General features: G+C 66.3%; 24 protein-coding genes. 17 read left to right on the forward strand and 7 right to left on the reverse strand.

Going from position 1 to position 25,700, the window contains the following annotated elements:
* The 3 genes from CBW50_RS25180 to CBW50_RS25190 form a co-directional block, all read right to left on the reverse strand.
* Nucleotides 1–518: hydrolase 2, exosortase A system-associated (locus tag CBW50_RS25180; protein ID WP_139842634.1), on the reverse strand; the 518-nt coding region annotated here is incomplete at its 3' end.
* Nucleotides 515–760 carry an acyl carrier protein gene (locus CBW50_RS25185; RefSeq protein WP_086148058.1) on the reverse strand — a complete coding sequence of 82 codons (246 nt, stop codon included), beginning with the start codon at nucleotides 758–760 and terminating at the stop codon, nucleotides 515–517. The genes CBW50_RS25180 and CBW50_RS25185, both read right to left, overlap by 4 nt.
* Nucleotides 739–1,509 carry a hypothetical protein gene (locus CBW50_RS25190; protein WP_086148059.1) on the reverse strand — a complete coding sequence of 257 codons (771 nt, stop codon included), beginning with the start codon at nucleotides 1,507–1,509 and terminating at the stop codon, nucleotides 739–741. The genes CBW50_RS25185 and CBW50_RS25190 overlap by 22 nt, the downstream gene beginning before the upstream one ends.
* Nucleotides 1,510–1,695: 186 nt before the next feature.
* On the opposite strand from CBW50_RS25190, the gene CBW50_RS25195 reads away from it, so the two are divergent.
* From CBW50_RS25195 to CBW50_RS25205, 3 genes are read left to right on the forward strand one after another with little or no spacing between them, the layout of a single operon-like run.
* Nucleotides 1,696–3,297: an acyl-CoA ligase (AMP-forming), exosortase A system-associated gene (locus CBW50_RS25195; RefSeq protein WP_086148060.1), complete on the forward strand. Its 1,602-nt coding sequence runs from the start codon at nucleotides 1,696–1,698 to the stop codon at nucleotides 3,295–3,297.
* A 26-nt stretch (nucleotides 3,298–3,323) separates the two neighbouring features.
* The gene (locus CBW50_RS25200; RefSeq protein ID WP_172404883.1) at nucleotides 3,324–4,547 is read left to right on the forward strand and encodes a pyridoxal-dependent decarboxylase, exosortase A system-associated; all 1,224 of its coding nucleotides are present in this window, start codon (nucleotides 3,324–3,326) and stop codon (nucleotides 4,545–4,547) included.
* Entirely contained in the window at nucleotides 4,544–6,487 is a 1,944-nt protein-coding gene (locus CBW50_RS25205) for an asparagine synthase-related protein (RefSeq protein ID WP_086148062.1), read from the forward strand. The genes CBW50_RS25200 and CBW50_RS25205 overlap by 4 nt, the downstream gene beginning before the upstream one ends.
* Here CBW50_RS25205 and CBW50_RS25210 read toward each other — a convergent pair.
* Entirely contained in the window at nucleotides 6,396–7,331 is a 936-nt protein-coding gene (locus CBW50_RS25210; RefSeq protein WP_086148063.1) for a polysaccharide deacetylase family protein, read from the reverse strand. The genes CBW50_RS25205 and CBW50_RS25210 overlap by 92 nt on opposite strands.
* Entirely contained in the window at nucleotides 7,328–8,620 is a 1,293-nt protein-coding gene (locus CBW50_RS25215) for a putative O-glycosylation ligase, exosortase A system-associated (RefSeq protein ID WP_086148064.1), read from the reverse strand. The genes CBW50_RS25210 and CBW50_RS25215 overlap by 4 nt, the downstream gene beginning before the upstream one ends.
* Nucleotides 8,621–8,751: 131 nt before the next feature.
* On the opposite strand from CBW50_RS25215, the gene CBW50_RS25220 reads away from it, so the two are divergent.
* The 7 genes from CBW50_RS25220 to CBW50_RS25250 all read left to right on the forward strand — a co-directional run bounded on the left by CBW50_RS25220 (nucleotide 8,752) and on the right by CBW50_RS25250 (nucleotide 18,529).
* On the forward strand, nucleotides 8,752–10,836 hold the full coding sequence (locus CBW50_RS25220) for a glycosyltransferase (RefSeq protein WP_226935637.1): 2,085 nt from the start codon (nucleotides 8,752–8,754) through the stop codon (nucleotides 10,834–10,836).
* An 18-nt stretch (nucleotides 10,837–10,854) separates the two neighbouring features.
* Complete coding sequence (locus tag CBW50_RS25225) at nucleotides 10,855–12,324, forward strand: lipopolysaccharide biosynthesis protein (RefSeq protein ID WP_086148066.1); 1,470 nt, start codon at nucleotides 10,855–10,857, stop codon at nucleotides 12,322–12,324.
* Between the two features lie 35 nt (nucleotides 12,325–12,359).
* Nucleotides 12,360–13,445 carry a glycosyltransferase family 4 protein gene (locus CBW50_RS25230; RefSeq protein ID WP_086148067.1) on the forward strand — a complete coding sequence of 362 codons (1,086 nt, stop codon included), beginning with the start codon at nucleotides 12,360–12,362 and terminating at the stop codon, nucleotides 13,443–13,445.
* On the forward strand, nucleotides 13,435–15,009 hold the full coding sequence (locus CBW50_RS25235; RefSeq protein ID WP_086148068.1) for an MBOAT family protein: 1,575 nt from the start codon (nucleotides 13,435–13,437) through the stop codon (nucleotides 15,007–15,009). The genes CBW50_RS25230 and CBW50_RS25235 overlap by 11 nt, the downstream gene beginning before the upstream one ends.
* A gap of 2 nt (nucleotides 15,010–15,011) precedes the next feature.
* Nucleotides 15,012–16,202 carry a hypothetical protein gene (locus tag CBW50_RS25240; protein WP_086148077.1) on the forward strand — a complete coding sequence of 397 codons (1,191 nt, stop codon included), beginning with the start codon at nucleotides 15,012–15,014 and terminating at the stop codon, nucleotides 16,200–16,202.
* A gap of 45 nt (nucleotides 16,203–16,247) precedes the next feature.
* Nucleotides 16,248–17,438: a hypothetical protein gene (locus tag CBW50_RS25245; protein WP_086148078.1), complete on the forward strand. Its 1,191-nt coding sequence runs from the start codon at nucleotides 16,248–16,250 to the stop codon at nucleotides 17,436–17,438.
* A gap of 86 nt (nucleotides 17,439–17,524) precedes the next feature.
* Nucleotides 17,525–18,529, forward strand: a complete 1,005-nt coding sequence (locus tag CBW50_RS25250) for a 2-hydroxyacid dehydrogenase (protein ID WP_086148069.1) — start codon at nucleotides 17,525–17,527, stop codon at nucleotides 18,527–18,529.
* Here CBW50_RS25250 and CBW50_RS25255 read toward each other — a convergent pair.
* The gene (locus CBW50_RS25255) at nucleotides 18,518–18,880 is read right to left on the reverse strand and encodes a TfoX/Sxy family protein (protein ID WP_086148070.1); all 363 of its coding nucleotides are present in this window, start codon (nucleotides 18,878–18,880) and stop codon (nucleotides 18,518–18,520) included. The two genes, CBW50_RS25250 and CBW50_RS25255, sit on opposite strands and share 12 nt — an antisense overlap.
* 93 nt (nucleotides 18,881–18,973) lie before the next feature.
* On the opposite strand from CBW50_RS25255, the gene CBW50_RS25260 reads away from it, so the two are divergent.
* The 7 genes from CBW50_RS25260 to CBW50_RS29135 all read left to right on the forward strand — a co-directional run bounded on the left by CBW50_RS25260 (nucleotide 18,974) and on the right by CBW50_RS29135 (nucleotide 23,735).
* Complete coding sequence (locus CBW50_RS25260; protein ID WP_086148071.1) at nucleotides 18,974–19,207, forward strand: hypothetical protein; 234 nt, start codon at nucleotides 18,974–18,976, stop codon at nucleotides 19,205–19,207.
* Nucleotides 19,204–19,677 (forward strand): MepB family protein, encoded by a 474-nt coding sequence (locus CBW50_RS25265; protein WP_086148072.1) that lies wholly within the window; start codon nucleotides 19,204–19,206, stop codon nucleotides 19,675–19,677. Before CBW50_RS25260 ends, CBW50_RS25265 begins: the two co-directional genes overlap by 4 nt.
* A gap of 52 nt (nucleotides 19,678–19,729) precedes the next feature.
* Entirely contained in the window at nucleotides 19,730–20,164 is a 435-nt protein-coding gene (locus CBW50_RS25270) for a hypothetical protein (RefSeq protein WP_086148073.1), read from the forward strand.
* A 613-nt stretch (nucleotides 20,165–20,777) separates the two neighbouring features.
* Entirely contained in the window at nucleotides 20,778–21,422 is a 645-nt protein-coding gene (locus tag CBW50_RS25275) for a hypothetical protein (RefSeq protein ID WP_086148074.1), read from the forward strand.
* Nucleotides 21,423–21,589: 167 nt separating this feature from the next.
* Nucleotides 21,590–22,072: a hypothetical protein gene (locus CBW50_RS25280; protein ID WP_086148075.1), complete on the forward strand. Its 483-nt coding sequence runs from the start codon at nucleotides 21,590–21,592 to the stop codon at nucleotides 22,070–22,072.
* A gap of 156 nt (nucleotides 22,073–22,228) precedes the next feature.
* Nucleotides 22,229–22,729 carry a lysozyme inhibitor LprI family protein gene (locus tag CBW50_RS25285; protein ID WP_139842636.1) on the forward strand — a complete coding sequence of 167 codons (501 nt, stop codon included), beginning with the start codon at nucleotides 22,229–22,231 and terminating at the stop codon, nucleotides 22,727–22,729.
* A gap of 313 nt (nucleotides 22,730–23,042) precedes the next feature.
* The gene (locus CBW50_RS29135) at nucleotides 23,043–23,735 is read left to right on the forward strand and encodes a hypothetical protein (RefSeq protein ID WP_139842637.1); all 693 of its coding nucleotides are present in this window, start codon (nucleotides 23,043–23,045) and stop codon (nucleotides 23,733–23,735) included.
* A gap of 534 nt (nucleotides 23,736–24,269) precedes the next feature.
* On the opposite strand, the gene CBW50_RS25295 is transcribed toward CBW50_RS29135, so the two are convergent.
* Nucleotides 24,270–25,700, reverse strand: coding sequence for a phenylacetate--CoA ligase family protein (locus CBW50_RS25295; RefSeq protein ID WP_367301835.1), 1,431 nt, complete (start codon nucleotides 25,698–25,700; stop codon nucleotides 24,270–24,272).

Consider the following 25,700-nt stretch of genomic DNA (forward strand, 5'->3'; position numbering starts at 1 on the left):
GGCGCTTCGGCTTCGGCGCCGGCCAGCATGCCGCTGGCCAGGCGCAGGCGCAGGAAGCGGTCGATGCAGCGCCGGCCGTCCAGCTCCGGCTGCCACAGCAGCAGCCGGGCCAGCGGCAGCGGCGCGCGGCTGGCGAAATCGAGGGCCAGCAGGGCGCCCAGGCGCAGCCCCCAAAGAGTCAAGGGGCCGTCGACCCGCTGCGCCAGCCAGGCGCAGGCCAGGTGCAGGTCGTTGTGCCAGATCGGCCAGCGGGCCTCGCCGAAGTCGCCGCTGCTGTCGCCGCAGCCGTACAGGTCGATCTGCAGCACGCTGTAGCCGGCGGCGGCAAACGCGCGCGCCTGCGCGGCGGCCACGTGGCGGCTCTTATTCAGTTCTTCCGCCAATGGATGCACGTAGACGATGCCGCCGCGCGCGGGCCGGCCCGGCGGCGGCAGGTGCAGCAGGCAATAGCGCTGGCCGCCGCTGGCGGACATGAAGAACGGCAGCAGGGGCGGCGCCACGGTGGCGGTATCGTTCATGGTCGCAGCCTGGCAACAATGAAATCGTGCAGCGTGGCCACCGTGGTGAAGTGGCGCGCGTGGATATCCTCGTCGGCCACCTCGATGCCGAAATGCGCTTCCAGCGCCGCGATGACGCCGATCACGGCCATGGAATCGAGTTCCGGCAGGCTGCCCAGCAGCGGCGTGTGCGCTTCCAGCGCGCGCCCGTTCAGCCCCAGCGTGGTGTCGAGGATGTGCTTTACTGCTTCAAGATGCGGCATGTCAGCTCCAGGGAAGGGTAGTGGGGCAAGGGCGTCGTATCGAAGGCCAGCAGCGGGACGTCGGCGCGATGGCGCGACAGGTGCAGATAGGGCGGCACGCTGGCGGCCATCCATTGCCAGCGGCCGCAGCGGATGAAGGTGGCCGTGCCCAGCGCATGCGTGCCCAGGCGCGCATGGGCCGACAGCGAAGCGCGGTTGAAGCGCGAAATGCGGCTGCATGACCAGCGCACGCCCTGCGCGTGCAGCACGGCGTTGGCTTCTTCCCACAGGCGGGCGAAGACCAGGCCGCCGCGCTGCTCGGGATGCACCCACACGTCCAGGTCCCACGACGACTGGCGCGACGCCAGCGCGTAGCGGGCGCGCACCTCGTCTTCCTCGCAGCCGTGGCGCAGCAGCCAGATCCAGCCGGCCATGCCGGCGGCCTGCCCGTCGCGCCCCGTGCGCGCCACCAGGCATTGCGCGCCCTGGCGGTAGCGCTCGCCCAGCACGCCGGGCCGGCGCAGGGGGCCGGGCGGCAAGTCCGCCTCCGCCAGGCAGGGCGCGACCGTGATGGAGCGGCCGCGCCCGCCGCACAGCGAGCCGGGCGCCACGGCCTGCGCGACGAATTGATAACGATATAGCGCGCAGCGCCCGCCCGGCGCGCGTTCGAGCAGGCGGGCCAGGGCCAGCCAGGCCGTGTCGCGCCAGCCCAGCCGGGCGACGCTGGCGGCCAGTCTTTGCAGCAAGGGAAAATGCGGGCGCACGGACATGGGAAGAACGGATGGGGCGGCTATGCAGCCAATGCTGTCCATTAGAGCGCAGCGGCGCGCGCGGATCTTGCGCCGGCTCAAGCTGTGTTGCTGAAACTGTTAATTGATCAAAATCAAGACCGGCGTGGCCGTTTGTCTGAATCATAGGGGGATGCATGGCAATCATGGCAACCCGGGGGCGAGACGATGGCGACACTGATACACGAGTTGATCTTCGACACGGCGCGGCGCGCGCCCGATGCGCCGGCCCTGTCGTGGCAGGGCGAGGCGCTGACCTATGGCGCGCTGGCGCAGTGCGTGCGCGATTGCGCCTGGGCCCTGCTGGCCCTGGGCCTGGCGCGCGGCGCGCGCGTGGCCGTCTACCTGGAAAAGCGCCCGGAAAACGTCGGCGCCATGTTCGGCGCGGCGGCGGCCGGCGGCGTCTTCGTGCCCGTCAACCCGCTGCTCAAGCCGGAGCAGGTCGCCTACATCCTGGCCGACTGCAATGTCGCCATCCTCGTCACCTCGCGCGAGCGGCTGGCGCAGCTGGGGCCGGCGCTGGCCGCCTGCCCGGACCTGCAGACGGTGCTGCTGACGGGAGAGCGGGGCCTGGACGCCAGCCTGGGCGGCGTGCGCCTGCTGTCCTGGGACGACGCGCTGGACCTGGCAAGCGAGCCGGAGCGGGCGCCGCACGCGGTGATCGACACGGACATGGCGGCCATCCTGTACACCTCGGGCAGCACGGGGCGGCCGAAAGGCGTGGTGCTGTCCCACCGCAACATGCTGGCCGGCGCGCTCAGCGTCTCGGGCTACCTGCGCAACACGCCGCAGGACCGCATCCTGTGCGTGCTGCCGCTCAGCTTTGACTACGGCCTGAGCCAGCTGACGACGGCGTTCGCCAGCGGCGCCTGCGCCGTGCTGATGAATTACTTGCTGCTGCGCGACATCGTCGAAGCCGTGGAGCAGGAAGCCATCACGGGCCTGGCCGCCGTGCCGCCCCTGTGGGTGCAGCTGTCGCAGCTGAGCTGGCCCCTGTCGACGCCCTTGCGCTACGTCACCAATTCCGGCGGCGTCATGCAGCGCGCCACGCTCGACCGGCTGCGCCTGGCGCTGCCGCGCACGCAGGTCTTCCTCATGTATGGTCTGACGGAAGCGTTCCGTTCCACCTATCTGCCGCCGGAACAGCTGGCGCGGCGTCCCGATTCCATCGGACTAGCCATCCCGAACGCGGAAGTGCTGGTGCTGCGCCCGGACGGCAGCGTCTGCGACGCCGGCGAGCCTGGCGAACTCGTGCACCGGGGCGCGCTGGTGGCGCTCGGTTACTGGAACGATGCGGCGCGCACGGCCGAGCGCTTCAAGCCCTTGCCGCCGCAGGCCAGCGGCCTGGTGCTGCCGGAACTGGCCGTCTGGTCGGGCGACACCGTGCGCCGCGATGCGGACGGCTATCTGTATTTCGTCGGCCGCAGCGACGACATGATCAAGACCTCGGGCTACCGGGTCAGCCCGGCCGAGATCGAGGAAGTCGCGCATGCGAGCGGGCTGGTGGGCGAGGCGGCCGCGCTGGGCGTGCCGCACGCCGTGCTGGGCCAGGCCATCGCCTTGCTCGTCACGCCCGCGCCGGGCGTGGAAGTGCTGCGCGACAGCGTGCTGGCCGCCTGCCGCGCCCGCCTGCCGGCGTATATGGTGCCGCTGTGGATCGAGGTGCGCGCGGACGCCTTGCCGCGCAATCCGAACGGCAAGATCGACCGCCCCTTGCTGGCGCGGGAACTGGCGCAAGCCCATGCTGTCCAACCAGGAGCATCGACATGAATGGCCCCGGCCTGACATCCCCTGCCATGCCGCCGCACGCGGCCTTGCGCCAATTCGCCGTCGCCGGCGACATGCTGGAAGTGGGCGGCATGCCCTTGCGCCGCCTGGCCCAGCGCGTGGGCCGCACGCCGTTCTATGCCTACGAGCGCGGCCACATCGCGCGCCGCGTGGCGGAACTGCGCGCCGCCTTGCCTTCCGGCGTGCACCTGCATTACGCCATGAAGGCCAATCCCATGCCGGCCGTCGTGCAGCTGCTGGCGGGCCTGGTGGACGGCATCGACGTGGCCTCGGGCGGCGAACTGGCGACGGCCCTCGACACGCCCATGCTCGCCGAACGCATCAGTTTTGCGGGGCCGGGCAAGAGCGAGGGGGAACTGGCGCGCGCCGTGGCGGCGGGCGTGCTGATCAATATCGAGTCCGGCGCCCAGCTGGAAAGGACGGCGCTGGCCAGCGAACGGCTGGGCGTGACGGCGCGCGTGGCCGTGCGCGTCAATCCCGATTTCGCCCTGCGCCGCACGGGCATGCGCATGGGCGGCGGCGCGCAGCCGTTCGGCGTCGACGCGGCCCTGGTGCCGGCCTTGCTGGGCCGCATCGGCCAGCTGGGCCTGGATTTTCACGGCTTTCACATTTATGCGGGGTCGCAAAGCCTGTCGGCGGCGGCCCTGGCCGAGGCGCAGGCCCACAGCGTGCACCTGGCGCTGGAGCTGGCCGACAGCGCGCCGTCCCCCTTGCGCGTGCTCAATATCGGCGGCGGCTTCGGCGTGCCGTATTTCCCCGGCGAGCAGGCGCTGGACCTGGCGCCCGTGGCCGCGGGCTTGCAGGCCCAGCTCGCCCTCTTGCAGGCGGCCGCGCCCGGCGCCCGCCTGAACCTGGAACTGGGCCGCTACCTGGTGGCCGAAGCGGGCATCTATGTGTGCACGGTGCTCGAACGCAAGGTGTCGCACGGGCAGGTGTTCCTCGTCACGGACGGCGGCTTGCACCATCACCTGGCCGCCTCGGGCAATTTCGGCCAGCTGATCCGCAAGAACTACCCGGTCGCCATCGGCAACCGCCTGCAGGAGGGGCCGCGCGAGGTGGCGTCCGTCGTGGGACCGCTGTGCACGCCGCTGGACTTGCTGGCCGACCAGATGGAGATGGCGCGCGCGCACGAGGGCGACCTGGTGGTGGTGTTCCAGTCGGGCGCCTACGGCTTGACGGCCAGCCCGACGGCCTTCCTCGGCCATCCCTTGCCGGCCGAGGTGCTCGTATGAGCGGCCTGTGCGGTTGGCTGGCCCGCTGCGGGGCGGCGCCCGAGCCCGCCGCCGCTCCCCCTGTCACGCCCGAGGCCGTGCTGGCGCGCATGGCCGCGCCCCTGTCGCGCTTTGACGGCGCGCCGTTGACCCTGGGCGCCGGCGACACGGGCGCCGTGGCCGTGGCCGCCATCGACGGCAGCCGCCACCTGTACCAGCAGGATGGCTTGCAGGTGGCCATCTGGGGCCGGCCCGCGCTGCACGGTTCGGCGGACGACGTGGCGGGCCGCCTCGCGTCGTTGTGGCTGAGCCGGGGCGTGGCCGCCTGCGCCTGCCTCTCGGGGCCTTTCTGCTTGGCCATCCTCGACGCCTTTTCCGGCTCGGCCGTGCTGGCCGTGGACCGGGCCGGCATCCACCCGCTCTGCTACGCCAGCAATGCGCAGGGCCTGTTCTTCGCCTCCTCGCTCGATGCCTTGCTGGCCCATCCGTCCGTGCGCGCCGCGCTCGACCCGCAAGCCCTGTACCATTATCTGTACCATCACATGGTGCCCGGACCGGGCACGGCCTATGTGGGCCAGCAGCGGCTGCTGCCCGGCGAATACCTGCATGTGCGCGCCGGGCGCCGCTACAGGGGCAGTTACTGGCAGCTGGAATTCCAGGAACGCGCATACGCGCGCTCGCGCGCGAGTTTTGCCGTCAAGCAGGAGGAATTCCTGCGCACCCTGCGGCTGTCCGTGGAAAGCAGCCTGGGCGGCGATAGCGCCGGCACGGGCGCCTTCCTCAGCGGCGGCACCGACAGTTCCACCCTGGCCGCCATCGTGGGCCAGGTGACGGGGCGCCCGGCGCGCACGTATTCGATCGGCTTCGACGCGCCCGGCTACGACGAGATGGCGTATGCGCGCCTGGCCGCCAGCCACGCGGGCAGCATCCACCACGAGCGCTACGTGACGCCAGGCGACGTGCTGGCCGCCATCCCCGCCATGGCGGCCGCCTTCGACCAGCCCTTCGGCAACGCCTCGGCCATTCCCGCCTTCTATTGCGCGCAGATGGCGCGCGAGGATGGCGTGATGCGCCTGCTGGGCGGCGACGGCGGCGACGAATTGTTTGGTGGCAATGAACGCTATGCGCGCCAGGCCCTGCTGTCGCAGTACGCGCGCCTGCCGGCCATGCTGCGCCAGGCCGTCATCGAGCCGCTGCTGTTCCGCGAACGCGCGGGCAAGCCGTGGCGCCTGGCCGGCAAGGCGCGCCGCTACATCGAACAGGCCAGCCTGCCGTTGCCGGCCCGCCTGGACAGCCACAACCTGCTGCTGTGCCATGGCTACCGCGCGGTGCTGGAAGACGGCTTCATCGACACCATCGATCCCGGCATGGCGGCCGGCTGCCTGAGCGGCGCGTACTGGGAGCGGCAAGGCCAGGGTTTGAGCCAGATCAATGAACTGCTGGCGCTGGACATGCGTTTTACCCTGGCCGACAACGACCTGGTCAAGGTGCGCACGGCGTGCGAGCTGGCCGGCGTGGAAGCGGCGTTTCCCTTCCTGCACGACGCGATGGTGGCGTTTGCCGCGCGCCTGGCGCCCCAGGACAAGCTCGACGGCATGCGCCTGCGGCCCTTCTTCAAGCGGGCGCTGGCGGACATCCTGCCGCCGGCCATCGTGCGCAAGAAAAAGCACGGCTTCGGCCTGCCGTTCGGCCTGTGGCTGCACAGCCATGCGCCGCTGCGCGACTTCGCCTTCGATAACCTGGCCCAGCTGCGCCGGCGCGGCATCGTGCGGCCCGCCTTCATCGACGACCTGCAGTGCCGGCTGCTGGCGCAGCACCCGGCCTACCACGGCACCATGGTGTGGCTGCTGATGATGCTGGAACAGTGGCTCAGCCACCACCCGGCGGCGCTGGGCGCGCTGGCTGGCGGTTTTGCCGCAAGCGCCACAGAAACGCCAGCCGTCCTCGATCCCACGGCGTAAAACGGGGCAGCTGCAGCAGGTCCAGCCCCGCGCCGGGGCGGGCCACGCCCCAGTCCGTCGCGACGGCCGCCGTGAAGCCGAGGCTGCGCACCATCGCCACATGGGATGCGCCGTAATCGCGGCCCGCCTTGCCGTTCGGATAGGCAAACAGGGTGACGGGCGCCTGTATCAGGCTTTCCAGCTGCCGCTTGCCGTGGGCGATGTCGCGCCGCGCGGCGTCGTCCGGCAAGGTGGCCAGGATAGGGTGGCTGGCCGTGTGCGCGCCCAGCCCCATGCCGGCCCCCTGCAGCTGGCGCAGCTGCGCCGTGCTGAGCATGGCGGGCGGTCCCGCCGCCGCGCCCGCCTGGCGTCCGATGTGCAGGGCCAGCTGCTGGCGCCGCTCGAACGGCAGGTATTTGAGCTGGCCCAGCAGGGTGGCGATGGCCGTTTGCCGCTGCGCCAGGCTGGCGACGGGCAGGCGGTCCAGGCCGAGTTCCCGCAAGTCCAGCTGGGGACCGGGCGCATGGCGCACGCCCTCGATCACCGCGTCGTTCCACATCCGGCCGCCATCGAGGTAGCCCGTGGCGATAAAAAACGTGGCGTGCAGGCCGTGTTTCAGCAGCAGCGGCAGGGCCACTTGCGCATTGTCCGCGTAGCCGTCGTCAAACGTGATGCAGGCGGCGCGCGGGGGCAGGCTGCCGTCCTGCAAGCGCTGCACGGCCTCGGCCAGGGGCAGCGGCGCATAAAAACGCTTTAGCAGGCGCAGCTGGCGCTCGAACAGGGCCGCATCGACTTCGCCGGGAAACAGGGCGTCGGGCCGCGCCAGCACGCGGTGGTAGATCAGGATGGACAGTGCCGCCGTCATGGCAGCTCCGCGACGGCGGCGCCGGGCTTGGCTTGGCGCGGCGTGGGCGCCGGCGCGCGCAATGCGCGCTCGACGACGATGCGCGTGGCGATCAGGGCCGCCATCAGGTAATACGGCATGTCGAAATACAACAGGCTGAGGAAGGCGCCGCCCACGGCAAAGCCGATCAGACTGGCCTGGCTCATGGTGGCCAGGCCGTGCGCCCAGCGCAGCTCGGCCTTGCCCCGCGTCAGGCGGATGATGGCCGATGCCGTGCGCCAGGTGGCGATGCCCAGCGCCAGGTAGATCAGCAACCCGACGAAGCCGTGTTCGCCCAGGGCCTGGAAATAGATGCTGTGCGCCGCATGCACGTCCATGGGGTTGGGCGCGTAGCGGGCAAAGATGGCGCCGTCGGACACATCGAAGCCGCCGCCGGGAAAGCGGTCGCGCGCCAGGTTCCACGCCATGCGCCACGCATTCAGGCGGCCCATGGCGGAACTGTCTTCCTCATAGGTATTGATGGTGTCCATGCGTTCGGCCCAGCGCTCGGGCATGAAGGCCAGCAGCAGCGGCGTGACCAGGCCCAGCAGCGCGCCCAGCACCAGCTTGCGCCCGCTTTTCAGCCACATGAACAGGACCATGGCGGCAATGGCCAGCAGCGCCCCGCGCGAATACGAGCCCAGCGCGGCCAGCGCCGACAGCAGCATGGCCGCCGACAAGCCGTGGCGCAGCCAGCGCCTGTCGCTGTTTTGCTGCAGATAATACATGAGGGGAATCGTGATGATCAGGGCCAGGGCCAGTGAATTGTTATCTCCAATAAACGTTTCTTCCGGCCCCCACACGCGCTCCGTGCCGCCGCTGCGGATGGTGAAGATGCCGCCCTTCACGCCGTAATAGCCGATCGAGCCCACCAGCACCCAGATCAGGCGCACGATGTCGCGCCGCGTGCGTATCACCATCATGATCACAAAGCTCATCAGCATGATCTTCATGACCTTGTTCCACTGCACCCAGGACGACTCGGGCAGCAGCGCAAACAGGGCCGTGACATTCATCCAGGCAACGAACAGCAGCAGCAGCACGCTGACGGGCGTGATGGGCAGGCTTTTCGGTTCGCGCGTCATCACGAGGCTGAGCATGGTGGCGATGGCGATGATGAAGGCGAACGGCAAATGCGTGGCAAAGCCCCACGCCTGCGTGTGCGGGTTCATCACGCTGACCCATACCCACATCAGGCCGCCGATGGCCGGCGACTTCAGGATGAAGGGCAGGGAACCCAGGATGATGATGGTAATCAAGATGTCGCGCATGAAAGGGGACGCTCCTGGTTGTGCCTGCATGGTATTGATGCCTGTCAACGGGCGGGCGGGCAGGCTGGGTACACTGGATCAACGCGGTTCAGTGCATAGTTTTGTCATGGTAAGACGAAGGAGGCATGTCCTTGTTGACCGTTCTCATGGCGACCTACAATGGCGCCGGCACCTTGCCCCAGGTCTTGCGCGCCTACACGGGCTTGCGCCCGCCCGCGGGCGGCTGGCGCCTCGTCATCGCCGACAACGGCAGCAGCGACGCCACGGACCGTATCATCGACGCCTTCCGCGGCCGCCTGCCCTTGAGTTGCGTCCATGTGGCGCGGCGCGGCCGCAGTCCCGCCCTGAACGGGGCCGTCGAGCACGCCTTGCGCTACAGCGGCGACGGCGCCGAGCTGTTCGTCTTCGGCGACGACGACGCCATGCCCGCGCCGGACTGGCTGTGCCGCCTGCAGGACTGCGCGCGCGATCACCCCGGTTATGGCCTGTTCGGCGGCGCCATCGTGCCCGCCTGGCGGGAACGGCCGGCCGACTGGCTGCTGCGCCTGACCCCCGTGGGCCTGACATGGGGCATCACCAGCCCCGATTTGCGCGACGGCCCCGTCTATCCGGGCCTCGCCTGGGGCGCCAACATGGCCATCCGCCGCCGCATCTTCGAGGCGGGCGCCCGCTATGACGAAAGCATCGGCCCGCAGGGCAACAGCTACGCCATGGGCAGCGAAACCAAGCTGAACCTGGAAATTTACCGCTCCGGCAACCCTTCCTGGTTCTGTCCGGCAGCCAGGGTGGCGCACATCATCCGCGTGCAGCAGGTGCGGCGCGCCTGGATACTGCGCCGCTCCTTCCTGTTTGGCCGGGGCCAGTGCCGCCTCGTCGCGCCGGCGCCCAGCGTGGAATGGCTGGGCGTGCCGCGCTGGATGCTGGGCCGCTACCTGCGCGACGGCGCGGCCCGCGCGCGCGCCTGGCTGCGGGGCGACCGTGAAACGCTGTTCCTGCGCAGCTGGGAAATGGCCGCGCTGCGCGGCTACTTCCATGAAGCGTGGCGCGGCCGCCGAAAGCGCCTGCCGCGCGTCGTCATCACCAGCTATTCCGGCGAGCTGGGCGGCATGGAGCTGCGCATGGCGCAAGAGGCGACAATACTGGGCGCAAACGGTTATGACAGCGTGCTGGGACTGCGGCGCTTTCCTGGTCTTGCCGCATGGATGCAAGGCTTGCGCGCGCAGCGGCTGCAGGTGCGCGTGTATGAACCGCCGCTGTTCGTCGAGCACTGGGCGTGGCGGCGCTGGAACCTGCTGCGCGCCAGGCTCACGGGCGCCTGGCGCCTGCGCCGGCTGCGGCCGGACCTGGTGCACGTGGCGTTCTGCTGGACGACGTATGGCGCCTCCATCCTGTGGCTGGCGCAGCAGTGCCGCCTGCCGGCCGTCATCAGCGTGCACAACGCGTTTCCCCCGGAACCGTTCAGCGCCTGGCAGCAGCCGCTGCTGCAGGAAGCGTTTCGCAGCGTGAAGGGCGTGTATGCCGTGTCGGCCTCGGCCATGAAGCATTTCCTCGACCTGTACCGTGGCATGCTGGCGCCGCAGACGCGGCTGGCCGTGATCCCGAACGGCGTCGATACGGACACGTTCACCGTCTCGCCCGAGCGCAAAGCGCTGGCGCGCAAGCAGCTGGGCTTGCCGCCGGACGCCCTGGTGATCGGTTCGGTGGCCAGGCTGTCGGCGCAAAAGCGTCCGCAGGCGCTGCTGGCCCTGTTCGCGCGGCTGGCGCCGCAGTTTCCCAACTTATATTTAGTGCTGGTGGGCACGGGACCGCTGGAAGCGCGGCTGCGGCAGCAGGTACAACAGACGGGCTTGCAGGACAGAATCGTGTTTGCCGGCTTCCGGCAGCGCGTCGAGCTGCTGATGCCGGCCTTCGACCTGCACCTGCTGCTGAGTAAAAACGAAGGTTTCGGCATCGCCACCATCGAGGCCATGGCGTGCGGCGTGCCGGCCGTGGGCACGGACGTGCCGGGCACCCATGACATCCTGCACGACAGCGAAGGGGGCCTGCTGCTGCCGCCCGGCGACGAGGACGCCGCCTGCCAGGCCTTGGCGGACCTGCTGCGCGACCCGGCGCGGCGGCAGCGCATGGGACGCCAGGCCCGCCTGGAAGCGCAACAGCATTATTCCATGCAGCGGCTGGAGCAGCAGCTGCGCCAGTTCTATGCCGGTCTCATGTAGCGCCTGGAGCTTGCCCGGATGAATGCCACGCGCCATTCCTTCTTCTTTTCCTTCGCCGAGAAGTACACGGTGCTGCTGCTGGGCATAGTCGCGACGATGATCCTGTCGCGCCTGCTGACGCCGGCCGAGGTGGGCGTGTATTCGCTGGGCGCCGTGCTCGTGGCCATGGCCCAGGTGGTGCGCGATTTTGGCGTGGGCCAGTATCTGATCCAGGAAAAGACCCTGACGACGGAAAAGTTGCGCGCCGCCCTGGCCACCAGCCTGGCGGTGGCCTGGCTGCTGGCGGCGCTGGTGCTGGGCGCCAGCGGGCCGCTCGCGCGCTTCTATGACGAGCCGCGCCTGCAGCAGGTGCTGCAATTGCTGTCGATAAACTTCCTGCTGATCCCGTTCAGCGCGCTGACCTTGCCCTTGCTGCGGCGGCAACTGCGCTTTCGCGCCATCTATGCGATCAACGCGGCCAACAGCGTCACCAACCTGCTGGTGGGCGTGAGCATGGCCCTGCTGGGACACAGTTACATGAGCCTGGTGGCGGCCGTGCTGGCCGGTTCCACGGCCTCGCTGCTGACCAGCCTCGTGGTGCGCCCGCGCGAACTGCCGTGGCTGCCGGGACGGCGCGGCATCAAGTCCATCATTGCCTTCGGCGCCTACGCGACGGGCGGCGGCCTGGTGGACGAGGCGGGCGTGGTGGCGCCGGACCTGGTGATCGGCAAGATGATCGATATCGAAAGCCTGGCCCTGTTCGGCAAGACGCAAAGCATGCTGAGCATTTTTAACCAGGCCATCACCAGCGCCATCTCGCCCGTCGTGTTTCCCCTGTTCGCGGCGCGCGACCGCGAGGCGGGCGGGGCGGGACCCGTGTATGTGCGCACGGTCAGCTATATGACGGCGCTGGCCTGGCCCTTTTTCCTGTTTCTCGCCTGTATGGCCTTGCCTTTGGTCAAAGTGTTGTATGGCCCGCAATGGAGCGCCTGTACGCCCTTGATACGCATCATGTGCCTGTCCTCGGCCGTGTATAGCATATTCAGCATGGCCCGCTACCTGTTCGTGGCGACGGGCCAGATGCGCGTGCAGGCCCGGCTCGACGCGTGGGCGGGCGGCCTGAAGGTGGCGGCGCTGCTGCTGGCGGCGCCGTTCGGGCTGGTGGCCGTGGCCTGGGCCGTCGTGTTCAGCACCCTCGTGCGCAGCTGGCTGATCTACGGCTGCCTGCGGCGCTTCAGCAATCTCGACTGGCGCGTGCTGCTGCCCGTCCTGCGCAAGAGCCTGGCCCTGTGCGCGATCAGCAGCCCGCCGCCGCTGTGCATGCTGCTGTGGATGCCGGCCGACATGCCGCATGCCATCCCGCTGCTGGCGCTGGCGGGCACGGCGCTGGCCACCTTGCTGTGCTGGATCGCCGGTATTTTTCTGTTGAAGCATGACATCGCGGCCGAGTTCCTGTTGTTGCAACGCAAGCTGGCAAGCCGCTGGCCGGCCGCCAAATCACCGCTGTGAGGCGCCGCCGCCGGCGCACGCCCGAAAGGAGCACCATGCGTGTCGGTATCTTGTCCTATCCCATGCTGTTCCAGCGCGACGGCGGCCTGCAGATCCAGGTGCGCGAAACCATCGCCGCCCTGAACCGCCTGCCGGCGAATCCGGCCAGGCCGCTCGAGGTGCAGCTGGTCGACGCCAACCATGAGCGGCTGGCCGATTTCGACCTGCTGCATGTGTTTTCGGCGAGCAATGGCACCTACCGCATCCTGGAGACGGCCGCCGAGCTGGGCGTGCCCGTGGTGCTGTCGCCGCTGCTGGCGCCCAGCTGGAACCGGCGCAGCGCCTGGCGCGCGCGGCTGGCCGACCGGCTGGCGGGGCGGCTGACGGACTGGATGGTGCAGACGAGCTATGCGCAGACGCGGCGCGCCCTGCAGCTGGCCAGGGTCGTCATTGCGCTGGGCGAGGCCGAGCGCGACGCCCTCGTGCAGGGGTTCGGCTTGCCGGCCCAGGCCATCCGCGTCTTGCCGAACGGCATCAACCCGCATTTTTTCTCGGCCAATGGCGACCTGTTCCTGCGCGAGACGGGCATCGCCGGACCCTTCGTGCTGATGGTGGGCAGCATTTCGCCGTATAAAAACCAACTGTGCCTGGCGCAGGCGCTGGCCGGCGCCGGCCTGCCCCTCGTGCTGATCGGCGCCGCGCCGCGCGAACAGCAGGCGTATCTGCAGCAATTGCTGGACGTGCCGCACGTCAGCTGGCTCGGCGCGCTCGACCACGCCGACCCGCTGCTGGCCAGCGCCTACCATGCGGCGGCCGTGGCGGCCTTGCCCAGCCAGGGCGAAGTGTTTCCGCTCTCGGTGCTCGAAGCGCTGGCGGCCGGCACGCCCGTCGTCATGACGTCGCAAAGCGCGCTCGACTTGCCCGATTCCGCGTTTGCGCTGCGCAAGGTGCGCTGGGATGACGGCCCCGCGCAGCGGCAAGCCATCGGCGCACTGCTGGCGCTGGCCCCCGAGCGCGCCCGCGTGCGGGCGCTGGTGGAGCGCTTTACGTGGGAACGGGTGGCGGCGCAGATCGCCGATTGCTATTGCCAGGTGCACGCGGGGACTGCCGCGCTGCCCGCGAGGAGACGCCATGCTGTTTAATTCCTTCGCCTTCCTGTTCGCCTATCTGCCCGTCGTGCTGGCCGGCTATTTCCTGCTGGACCGCTGGGCGTCCGGCGCCAGCGGCCGCCGCATGGCGCCCGCACTCTGGCTGGCGATGGCTTCGCTGTTCTTCTATGCGTGGTGGGATGTGCGCTACCTGCCGCTGCTGCTGGCCTCGATCTGCGTCAATTACGGCGCCGGACGTTTGCTGGGCGCCAGCACGGGCGCGGCCCGCAAGCGCGTGCTGGTCGCGGCCCTGGCCCTGAACCTGGCCTTGCTCGCCTACTACAAATATGCGAATTTCTTCATCGACAGCGTGAACGCCGTCGCCGTGGCCGCCGGGGCCGACGCCGCCAGCCTGCCGTGGCACGGTCTGGCCATTGTCCTGCCCATCGGCATCTCGTTCTTTACCTTCACGCAGATCGCCTTCCTCGTCGATTGCTACCGGGGCGAGGTGCGCGAATACCGCTTCATCCATTACGTGCTGTTCGTCAGTTACTTTCCCCATTTGATCGCCGGTCCCGTGCTGCACCACCGCGACATGATGCCGCAGTTCGCCGACCCCGCCAACGCCCACCCGCGCGCCGCCAACTTCGCCATCGGCCTGTCGATTTTTACGATAGGCCTGGCAAAGAAGGTGCTGATCGCCGACAACCTGTCGCCGCTGGCCATTCCCGTCTTCGCGGCCGGGGCCACGCCCACCCTGGTCGAGGCCTGGATCGGCGTGCTGGCCTACACCTTTCAGCTGTATTTCGACTTTTCCGGCTATTCGGACATGGCCATCGGCCTGTCGCGCCTGTTCGGCGTGAAATTGCCGCTGAACTTCAATTCGCCGTACAAGGCGGCCAATATCGCCGACTTCTGGCGCCGCTGGCACATGACCTTGTCGCGTTTCCTGCGCGACTATCTGTATATCCCGCTGGGCGGCAGCCGCCGCGGCGCGGCCATGCGCTGCCGCAACCTGATGCTGACCATGCTGCTGGGCGGCCTGTGGCACGGCGCCGGCTGGACCTTCGTCATCTGGGGCGGCTTGCACGGCCTGTACCTGGTGCTGCAGCAGGCGTGGCAGCGCGCGTTCGGCGCGGCGCCGGGATACTGCTGGCTGCGCTGGTGGCCCGCTTGGTGGTCCACCTTGCTGACCTTTCTTGCCGTGATGCTGGCCTGGGTCTTCTTCCGCGCGCCCGACGTGGCCACGGCCTGGGATATCGCCGGCGCGCTCGTGGGGGCGAACGGCGTGAGCCTGCCGCGCGGCCTGGCCAGCCACGCGTCCAGCCTGGCGCAATGGGGCTGGCAGCCCGCGTTCGACGGCATCCGCTGGATCGAACTGGCCGGTCCCGGCTTGCCCGTGCTGCTGGGGGCCATGCTGCTGGCCTTCAAGGCGCCGAATACGCAAGAAATATTCTTTCTCTATGAGCCAGTCATTGAAAGAATCTTTCAGCCCGCGGGGCGCTGGGCCGTCAGCTGGCGCCCCACGCGGCGCTGGAGCGTGGGCCTGGCCGCGCTGTTCGTCGCCTGCATCTTTGGCATGAACCGGGTCACCGAATTTCTCTACTTCCAGTTTTGAGCATGGACGCCGCCGCCCGCCGCTATCTTGTCTGTTTCCTCGCCTGCGTCGGCCTGGCGCTCGGCGCCGTCTCGCTGCTGAACTACCAGGTCGATCCCTACCTGCTGCACCAGTGGGACAGTCCCTTGCTGCAGCGTCCGCGCCAGATCAATGAAAAACTGGGCGCCTGGGCCAAGACCTACGCCGTGGCGCGCTACCGGCCGGCCATCATCTATATCGGCAATTCGCGCACGGAAATGGGCTTGCCGACGGGCGTGCGCGCGCTGTTCGACGGCAAGCGCGTGTTCAACAGCGCCGTGTCCGGCGCCTCGGTCGGCGACGCCATCCGCCTGGCCGAGCATGCGGCCAGGGTCAGCCCCGTCGAGACTATGGTGTGGGGCATCGACGCGCCCACCTTTTCCCTGGAGATGGGGGCGGCGCGCGTGGAGGACAGCCTGACGGGGGCAGGGCGCGGCTTTTTCGCCCGGCGCGCCCTGGTCAACCTGCAGCGCGGCCTGACCGTGGACATGACGCAGGACAGCCTGCGCATCCTCACCGGCCATGCCGGCGACACCTGCCGCTCCAGCCTGGCCGTGTACGGCCAGCGCGACGAGACGTGCACCCGCAAGGGCATCGCGCACTGGCTCGGCACCAGGGACGCCATTCCCGTGCGGCTGCAGGAATTCGGCGATGGAGCGGGGCCGACGCCGCCGTCGACACCGGCGCTCGACGCCAGCATCGGCAATCTGTGCCGGCCAGGCCTGCGCCTGCGCCTGTACATCAACCCCACGCACGCGCTGACCTTGTACGCGCTGCACTGGCGCGGCAAGTGGGATGCCATGCAGGCCTGGCAGCGTGCTCTGGTGCAGGTCGCCGAGCGCCACCGCCAGCGTGGCTGCGACGTGCGCCTGGTTGATTTTTCCGGCTTTAACAGCATCACCACGGAAGCGACCCCGCTCGTCAGCGGCAAGCCCGACATGCATTATTACTGGGAAGTGTCGCATTACCGGGACAATGTGGGCCGCTTGATCCTGGCGCGCCTGTTCGGCGGCGGCACGCCGGCGCCGGCCGATTTCGGCGTGGAGCTGACGCCAGCCAATGTCGCCGCCCACCAGGCGGCCATGCGCGCCGCGCGCGACCGCTACCGCGTGGAGCACGCGCGCGAAACGGCCTATGCGCAGCAGGTGCTGGACGGACCGCTGATCCGGCGTTGACGCCAGGCCCCCGCATACGCCATTTTTCCACTTCCTATGCCGACCATGGATACCACCGCCCGCCGCTACCTCGCCATCTTCTTTGCCTGCGCGCTGGCCGCGCTGGCCCTGATCTCGGCCGTGAACTACCGCGTCGACCCCTACCTGCTGCATCAGTGGGACACGCCGCTGGTGCAGCGCTTGCGTCCCACCTACGAAAAGCTGGCCGTGTGGGGCAAGACCTATGCCGTGGCGCGCTACCGGCCCGCCGTCGTCTACATCGGCAATTCGCGCACGGAAATGGGCTTGCCCACCAGGGTACGCGCCTTGTTCGACGGCAAAAGCATCTTCAACAGCGCCGTCTCGGGCGCCTCGATCGGCGACGCCATCCGCCTGGCCGAGCACGCGGCCAGGGTCAGCCATGTCGACACCATGGTGTGGGGCATCGACGCGCCCTCGTTTTCGCTGGAACTGGGCTCGGCCGGCGTGGAACCGGGCCTGACGGCCGGCGGCCCCGCGTTCTTTGCGCGGCGCGCCCTGCTCAACATCAAGCGCGGCCTGACCGTCGACATGACGCGCGACACCTGGCGCATTCTCAGCGGCACCTATGACGGCGTGTGCCTGTCCAGCCTGGCTCTGGACGGCCAGCGCGACCAGGGCTGCATCACGGCCCGCAAGCATGGCTGGGTGGGCACGGCGCGCGCGTTCACGCCGCGGCTGCAGGAATTCGGCGACGGCCAGGGACCGACGGCGCCCGCGCTGCGCGCCTTCGACGCCAGCGTCGGCAAGCTGTGCCGTGGCGGCACGCGCTTGCGCCTGTACATCAATCCCACGCACGCGCTCACGCTCGACGCCCTGTACTGGCGCGGCAAGTGGGACGCCATGGAACAGTGGCAGCGCGACCTGGCGCAACTGGCGCAGCGCCACCGCAGCGAGGGCTGCGACGTGCGTCTGTACGATTTTTCCGGCTTCAACAGCATCACCAGCGAGCCTATCCCGCAGGTGACGGGCGTGCGCGAGATGCGTTATTACTGGGAAGCGTCGCACTACCGCGACAACGTCGGCCATTTCATCCTGGCGCGCCTGTTCGGCGGCGAGGTGCCGGTACCGGCGGACTTTGGCGTCGAACTGACGGAAGGCAGCATCGCGGCCCACCAGGCGGCCATGCGCGCCGCGCGCGAGGGCTACCACGCCCGGCATGCGGCGGAAACGGCCTACCTGCGCCACGCGCTGACCTTGCCCCGCGAGCCCAAATAGGCCGATGCGGGGCTAGGCGGACGCCGCGGGGCAGGGCGCTTGCGCTATCATGCTGTTTTGCCATCCAGCAAGTTCCAGGACTCTCCATGAAAATCGCCTTCTTTGCCAGCCAGCCCTATGACCGCCGCTTCTTCGACGAAGCCCTGCCGGCCCAGCCCGACCCGGACGGCATTGAACTGGTCTACCACAGCGCCTTGCTGAGCCAGGAAACCGTGGTGCTGGCGCAAGGCGCGGACGCCGTCTGCGTCTTCGTCAACGACGTGCTCGACGCGCCCGTGCTGGAAGCCTTGCACGGCTACGGCGTGCGCGCCATCCTGCTGCGCTGCGCCGGCTACAACAACCTCGACCTGGAAGCGGCCAAACGCCTGGGCCTGTTCGTCGCGCGCGTGCCCGCCTACTCGCCGGAAGCCGTGGCCGAATACACCTTGGCCCTGGTGCAGACCCTGAACCGCCACACGCACCGCGCCTACGCCCGCGTGCGCGAAGGCAATTTCTCGCTGGACGGCTTGCTGGGTTCCACCTTGCACGGCAAGACGGTGGGCATTGTCGGCACGGGCAAGATCGGCCTGGCCACGGCGCGCATTTTCAAGGGCTTCGGCTGCACGGTGCTGGGCCACGACCCGTATCCGTCGCCCGCGTTTGCCGAGCTGGGCACGATGGTGGAACTGCCGCAGCTGCTGGCCGAATCCGACATCGTCTCCCTGCATTGCCCCCTGATGGAGAGCACGCGCCACATGATCAGCGAAGCGACCTTGCCGCTGATGAAGAAGGGCGCCATGCTGGTCAATACCTCGCGCGGCGGCCTGATCGACACGGGCGCCGTCATCGAGGCGCTCAAATCGCGCCAGCTCGGTTCGCTCGCCATTGACGTGTACGAGCAGGAAAGCAATCTGTTCTTCCAGGACCGCTCGTCCGACATCATCGACGACGACGTCTTCCAGCGATTGATGACCTTCCCCAATGTGCTGGTGACGGGCCACCAGGGCTTCTTCACCATCGAGGCGCTGCGCGAGATCGCCGCCATCACCTATCACAACCTAGCCTGCTTCCGTGAAGGCAAGGCGTGCGAGAACAGCGTATTAGCTGCTTGACGCCGGTTTCCTGGGCTTGGGCGGCGGCTTCGGTTTGGGCAGCGGCAAGGCGTCGGCCGTGCGCCGTGCCAGCTGGCTGAGCCAGTCGCGCTCGTCCCACAGCCCGCCATCGACGAGGAAATACGGCTTGGCTTGCGGATAGGGCGGCGCTTCCTGCAGCGTGCCCATGGTACTGATCCAGGCGCGGCCCGCCTCCGTCGGCTTGATGAAGAGCATGTCGTCGGCGACGATGGCGAACATCTTGCCGTCGCAATACAGGCCGTACTCGCCGAACATTTTTTTCGCGCTGATGCCGCCCGCGCCCGCCATCTGGTCGAGCAGGAAATCCACCGTGCCTTGTTGTGATGCCATATTGTTCTCCGTAGGAAGCAATAGTGTAGCGCACTGGCCAGGATGGGCCGGCGCGGCTACACTGTCGGCATTATTTATTTTGCATGAGCTGCCATGACGCCCCAGCATATTATTCACCATGGCATCACCATCGCCACCCTGAAGGCTGACCAGGCCGTCGAAACCCATTGCGCGCCGGGCCACACGGCCATCCGCGAGCAGGCTGACGGCTGGTGGCTGTATTTTGTCGACGAAGACGGCACCATCGACGGCTACGACAGCCCGTTCGCCAGCCACGCCGAGGCGCTGTGGGCGGCCAAGGCCGCGGCCGAGTTCAGCGCGCAATGAAGGCCAGTCCCTGGGCTTTCCTCGGCTTGCCGCAAGCGCCCGTGCCGGAAGCGGAGAGCGCGGAGTACGGCGCCTGCCGGGCCGACCTGCACGGCAAGCGCCTGGTCCTGCGCGTGGCGAAAACCACGCCGACGAAAACCGGCCAGTTCGTCACCGTCTGGAAGCGCCCCCATCCCGACGCCGACATCGCCCCGCTGGACGAAGCCGACCCCGTCGATGCCGCCATCATCGCCGTGGCCGACGACGATGGCGCGCGGCACGGCTTTTTCATCTTTCCGCGCAGCGTGCTGCTCGAACGGGGCGTGATGTCGCGCGCCGGCACTGGCGGCAAGCGCGCGCTGCGCGTGTATCCGCCGTGGTGCGCGCCGGAAGCGCCGCAGGCGCGGCGCACGCAGCGCTGGCAGGGGGAGTGGTTTGTGGCGGCGGGGGATCAGCTGCGGCTGGCCAGCATGCTCGATACCGTCGCCTGACGTTGCCGGCCCGAGGGCAGGCGCACCAACTGAACAGCTTGAGAAAGCGGGAATGAAATCTTTTTTTGATGGAAAAATATATCACGCGCTCTTTGCCGGCTTCGCGATATTCCTCTTTTACCAGCTTGGCCGCAATGACGCGCCCAGGCGCGGTCACGATGTCGTGCAGTTCATCGAGAGCGACATGGCGGCAGTGCTGCAGAACGGCGGCAATGTGATAGACCGGACGAGCCGGGTGCAGCTGCATAATGTGGTCTACTCGGTGCGCTTCAAGGACGAGGGCTGGAGCGCGGCGCTGCGGGACCGCAATATCGCCACCTTGCGCAGGCTCGACTGGGTGCAGCGCGCACCGGCCGTGCTGTGCAAGATGGGCGCGCAGGTGACCATCAGGGAAGGCCAGAGCATGTACCGCGGTCAGGGGACCAATAGCATCGCTTTTGACTATAGCGCGACGACCGTCAGGGCGTGCGCGGCGCCGGCGCAGTAGCCGGCCGTGACGCCGGGAGTCAGGAAAGGCATCGATCACGCAATGCCTCCGCGTTTCCGCCCCGGATGGCCATTTGCACATATTCCACATACACGCAGCTGTCATTGCCGGACAATCGGCGGCCGGTTTCTCCATAGGGGCAAATATGCAGGACCTGCCTGGAATTTGGCGCGCGAACGCCGTACTAGCGGGCGAACGCCATCCAGTCCGGGAATTCAGGGAAAACAAGGGTGAGCTATGTAGCCGGGGTTTCGGAAACGGCGCGTCCGTTTATTTCGGTCCGGATAGCGGTCGATTGGTCTTTAACGGTAATGGCGCACGGGGCTGCATCTATTTATTCCACGCCGATGTCGGAAAATATAACGGGGTATGAACATCGGTGACGCACTATCCGCAATGTCAACTCGTGAAGGGCTTGGATACGATACCGGCGAGTAGCGGGCCTGGCAAATGCTAAGATAGCCGGGATGTTGCCGAAGCTTCGCCTTTTAAAGGCTTTGATCCTCCCGCAAAAGGAAAATAGTGAGCTGCATGGATTCGAGGAATTCCTGCGTCAAGCGGGCACGCAAGTATTTTCAGGTGACAGCAGATCAGTTCAAAAAGGGTAAGGTTAATGTGGAAATTTTTTGGGCGTAAAGACACGCCTGAATTGCCTGCCGCGCATCAGGCAGCGGTAAAGGTCGAAGTTAAGATAATTCAGAATGAATGTTCCGAGGAAGACAAGGATGCCTTCCTGCGCGCTGAGAAAATTCTTGAGTTATTTGGAAACTCCCAGGAAGTTCTGGCAACTGGCGGCGTGGGGGAACTGGAGTCGCCGCGGGTGCGCCAGCAACTCTACAGGATTCTCCTGGAGCGCCCGATCGGGCCATACGCCTCGCTAATTCGGCAAGTCTTTGAGAGGGAAGTGCAGTATAGGAAAGCGCTTTGGCAAGGGGAAATTGAAGATGACGGTGATGCTTGCGAAGGAATTTATCGTTGCGCTTTCCTGCTTTATCGTGTCGGCAGCACGAGCGATATCCATGCCCTTTGGGCAGCAAAGCATATAAACATGGATGTCGGGACATCAATGGGCGCGGAGTTTTTTATCGGCGCGGGATTGCAAGCGACAATTTCATATCTGGCAGAATCAAACTTGCAGGATTCGAATGAAATATTATGCTACGTGGACGGCTGGTTCTCCCAGGATGATGCAGAAGAATGGCAAAAAGACTGGGAGTCTAGCATGAGACGGAATATTTCAGATACCGCAAATTCGTGAAGATCGGCGGCCGCAAGCGGACATTCTTGCTGACGTGACAATGTACGAATTTTTCACCTGGTGATTCTTGCACGCTCCTGGGCTGCGCTCGGCCACGCGTATTTGCGCGCCGGTTTGGCAACCATCGGACAGGTTTATGTGGCTATTCATGAAAGTTTTTAGGGAATATGATGAAAATTGCTTTACTGTGGCCGTTAGCGGCGTTGTTGGTGTCCGGCGCAGCCCGCTGTGCGACACCGGACAATGCCAGTTTGCTCTTCTGCGCGAGGGCGGCGTTGTTCGCCGAGAGTTTTACCGAAGGGACAGATGCGAATAAATCCCGACAGGAAAGTATTACGGGAGCAGTAGCGGTCTTGAACCTGACCTTCAAGGAAAAAGTTGACGACGAGACGTTAAAACTGCTATTCCCATGGATCGCCCTCGCCGAAAAGCTTCCCGGCTATAAACCCTATACCAAAGGCAGTTACGTTGCCGTATCCTGCATGGCGGCCCTTGGCCAGGCCGTATATGTTCCGCTCCAGCAGGACGAGGTTCTGCCCCAGGTCCGCAATTTTCTCGATGGCTGTGAAGCGAAGGGCTCCCGCGAAGCCGTGGGCCAGTGCATCAAGAGCGGATTTATGGCACTTCCGCTGGCAAAACTGAGCAAGTAAATTCGTGCCTGTCCAAACGCCGTGTTTGACGTACTGCGGTCATGGACGGAAAGCCCACGATCCGCGTCCTGGTCAATTCCCGCTCACCTGCCGCCACGATGACGGCAACTGGCTGCGGAGGCAATCGTGCAAAATTGTAATAAGGAGCGAGTGCTCGTGGGAAATGCCGTTCTAAGCCGCTTATCCATGTTGGGCGTGGTTTTCTTGGGCCTTTCGCTGCCGTCCTTGACCTATGCTTCCGAACAGCAAAGCGATATGGCATCGATCAAGCAGGAGCATTGTGAAGAAGGTAATAATATTGAGAATACTTTCTGCATGAGTCGAGAGCTAACAGACTCCGACGCGCGTTTACATGTTGTCTACAAGACATTGGTGTCTGCGCTTGCCAAGCCGCGCGGGCTGCAACGCGCGCAACGTGCATGGATTGTTTTCCGCGACGCGGAGTGCAAGTTCCAGAACGCGGCGATGCATGGCGGAAGTGCTTACACCTTTTCGATGGACCTGTGTTTGATGCAGCTGACTGAACAGCGCATATCGGCCTTAGAAACCGTTAGGCCCTGCAATGGATGCGTAGAATTCAAGAATGAGTTTTATGGAACGAGGAAAGGTTTCAGCTTGCCGGAGCGTCAACGCACGCCTGCTTCGGGCAAGCTCTGACAGGGGCTGGGTGGCTGCTAATGCTGTCTTGAAGCGCTTCGACTGCTACGTCCGCCAAGGGGTGCGGATGCAATATCACGCGACGATGAGGCCGCTGGAGCGGGATGCGTCTCGGTTGCTTCAGACTACTTGCTTGCATACGGATTTTCGTGGTGCGGCAACTCATTTGCGTACACAACGAGTAGCGATGTGACAATCTTTGCACGTTTCGGGTCAATTGCCGTAATCGGCCAGGAATAGGCGTTCCGATTCTGTATCGCCCTCCCCATTTCCAACAGTAAATCACCATTCATGGCTATATTCAGTCCCGACGATGAGTCTTAATATTTCAGCTTTCCTTGGCAAAAAAACCGATGGCTTGGAGGCGCGGTTCATTGAGGCATTCGCAAATCTTGGCTTTGATGTGCAACTGCATCCGGACCTTACGTTGACAAAGTCTTCGGCAGAGCAAGTCCTTTATCTACGCGTTACTAAGACGCCAGCTGAATTCCTGCGCATGGAACCGGCAACTCACTTGCTCATTGCGTTTGAATTTGGCGTGCAAAAAAGAGGAAAGAAAGAACCTCGCAGCATGCTGTGGCCGCCAAGAGGTGTCGCCAATTACAGCTATGCGACGATCTCCAGGACGGCCGCAGGAAGAAGCGATTCCACTGCTGCCATGCAAATACTCTCGATGGCAATACTGGCAAAGGAAAGCGAAGGCTATTTCTATGCAGACGGAGAGGAAGTCGCATCCCCGGGCGAGGTTGCCTTCAATCGAGCAGTTCAAGAACAGAAGCGGTTTAATAGAACGAACTTTGACGCTTACGCTTATCGTTTCGAATCCTGGCCGCCTGTCGATGGGGGGACTCCATTTGCCTGGCCGCCAAAAATCGTTCCGCCGGAATCGATGACGCAGAAAATGCCAAAATGCCGTTTCCGATTCAGATATAAATTTTCCTGGCTCCAGCTTCCGGGCATCCTGTTGGTTAGTTATTTTATCCTGGTCACATTGCTATATTCATAGCTTTCAGCATAGGATTTACTTTGGCGAAAATCCGGCGATCGCATTCTTGGAAGGAGATGCTGAAGCATTTCACGTCGTTTTCGGCGGTCTACGATCCAAGGGTGGTGCGCCTATTCCTGATTTGGGATTCTTTGTGTCGGACCTGGGTTTCATCGCCCTCGACTATAGGATGGGACCTGAGTGGGATGCGCCTGCAATAATCGGGCTATTCGAAATAATGCGGGACCTAAAGTCGCTCTCTGATGTTGTCCATATTTCCCACGACGGTAGCATCTTTGAGTCGGATGAATGCATTCTTCTCACTGAATTCAAGAATTGGTTGTACGATCACACTTCGCATACCGGGGCCGGGCAGTCCTCACCCCGATACTTTGATATCAATTATGATTGCTACGTTCACAGCGCGATACGGCTATTTAGCGGGCGTCCGCTTCGGGGCGAAATCGGGCCTACAAAGCCCAGGTGCGCGCAGCAGCGCGATTGCGCCGGCGCGGCGCTGCCGCCCGGCCCCCAGGACAGTGACAGGCTGCCTGCCTATGCCACCTCGCTCAGCACATAACGGTACTTGCCCGACGCCTCGGCCGCGATTTCCCCGACTTCCTCGATGATGACCTCCACCTGCGCGCCCAGCCTGGCCCGGAAGCCCCTGACGATGGCGCTGCGCGTGGCGTCGTCCAGGCGCGGCTGGCAGACGAGGAGCACGCGCGTGCGCAGCAGGCTTTCCTGGATGATCTTGAAACTGCGCACCTGCGGCAGTTCGCGCACGATGTAGACGAGGGCCAGGCCGTGCATGACGGTGCCGTCGGCGGCCGTGAGGAAATCCGTGCTGCGCCCTTCGATTTTCTGCAGCAGGGGCAGGCCGCGGCCGCAGGCGCAGGGCTGCGTGCCCAGGGCGCCCACGTCGCCCGTGGCGTAGCGGATGAAGGGGTAGTCCTGCGTGGCCAGGTGGGTGACGACGATGTCGCCCGTGGCGCCAGCGGGCAGCGGCCGGCCCTGGGCATCAACAATTTCCACGATGATGTCTTCGGCCGTGATGTGCATGCCGCCGTCCGGACATTCGTGGGCGATGAAGCCCGCGTCGCGTCCGCCGTAGCCGTTCGCGACGGGGCAGCCGAAGGCGGCGGCGATCTGCGCGCGCTGCTCGTCGTACAGGCGTTCGGCCGTGACGAACGCCACTTTCACGCCCAGGCCGTGGAGCGGCAGGTCGCGCGCTGCTGCATGGCTGGCGATGCGGCACAGGGCTGACGGATAGCCGAACAGCATGCGCGGACGCCAGCGGCGCAGCTGCTCGACGTAGCCGTCCAGGCGCGCGGGCGACATGGCAAACGCGGGCAGCAGGGTGGTGCGCAGCAGCGCGTCGCGCACGCGGCGCAGGCGGTCCTGCGCGTGCAGCTCGATGGGCGAGCCCCACAGCACGGCTTCGCGGTCGCCGATATCGACGCCCCACCAGCGCGTGGCGCGCCACTTGGCGGCGATGTCGTGGCTGACCCTGCGCCGCCCGAGGAAGAACTGCAGCGGCTCGCCGCTGGAGCCGCCCGTGGCGAACGGGCGCAAGCCCAGGGCGCGCGCGGATTTGAAGCTGTCGCGCGCGTTAGCGATGTCGGCCTTGCGCAGCAGCGGCAGGCGCGACAGGTCGGCCAGTTGCCTGACTTGGGCCGGATCGAAGCCGCTGCGGGCGAACAGGGCGCGGTAATGGGGCACGTGCCGGCCCGCATGGCGCAGCAAGTGGCGCAGGCGCGCCAGCTGCCAGTCGCGCAACTGCTCTTCGCTCCACCATTGCGAGCGTTCCATGCGCCGCAGCAGGCGCGTGCTGTGGTGGCCCTTGAGCCTTTCGTGCAGGGGAAACAGCCAGCGGGCGACGAGGCGCGTGTAGGCGCCGGGACGGGGCGTGGCGCGGATGCGCCGGTAGTGCGTGGCCAGCAGCGGCGCCACCGTGCGCCAGTCGTGGCGCGCCGCCAGCGCCAG

It is taken from the genome of Janthinobacterium sp. GW458P (assembly GCF_002127585.1).
Lineage (GTDB): Bacteria > Pseudomonadota > Gammaproteobacteria > Burkholderiales > Burkholderiaceae_D > Janthinobacterium.